Origin of the sequence: Streptomyces sp. SID12488 (genome assembly GCF_010548275.1) — a bacterium.
Classification (GTDB): Bacteria; Actinomycetota; Actinomycetes; order Streptomycetales; family Streptomycetaceae; genus Streptomyces.
Genome location: NZ_JAAGLT010000166.1, coordinates 1 through 389 on the forward strand (window position 1 = coordinate 1; position 389 = coordinate 389).

The 389-nt window shown below is 75.6% G+C and carries 1 protein-coding gene; it reads left to right on the forward strand.

The window, feature by feature from the left end:
* Positions 1-13: 13 nt before the first annotated feature.
* The coding region (locus tag G3I56_RS43015; RefSeq protein ID WP_203691986.1) for a GNAT family N-acetyltransferase at positions 14-389 on the forward strand (376 nt) is incomplete at its 3' end.

The window sequence follows — 389 nt, forward strand, 5'->3', positions numbered from 1 at the left end:
CTACTACACGCACATGCGCCGCCCGCTCGACGTCGCGCTGCCCGACGTCCCGGACGTCGACGGCCTGCGCGTGGTCCCCTGGGCGCCCGAGCTCGACGACGCCGTGCGGGTCGCCCACAACGAGGTCTTCGCCGACCACTGGGGCTCCGAGCCCCGCACGCCCGAGCAGTGGGCGCGCTCGAAGGCGATGTTCGCGCCGACGTGGTCGTTCGTCGCGCTCGACGACGCCGGTGAGGTCGTGGGGTACGCGGTCTCGGGACGCTACGAGGAGGACTGGCCGGCGGCCGGGTACCCCTCGGGGTACACCGAGCTGCTGGGCGTGCGGCGCGCGTGGCGCGGCCGCCGGGTCGCGGTCGCGCTGCTCACCGCGGTGATGCGCGCGTACGCCG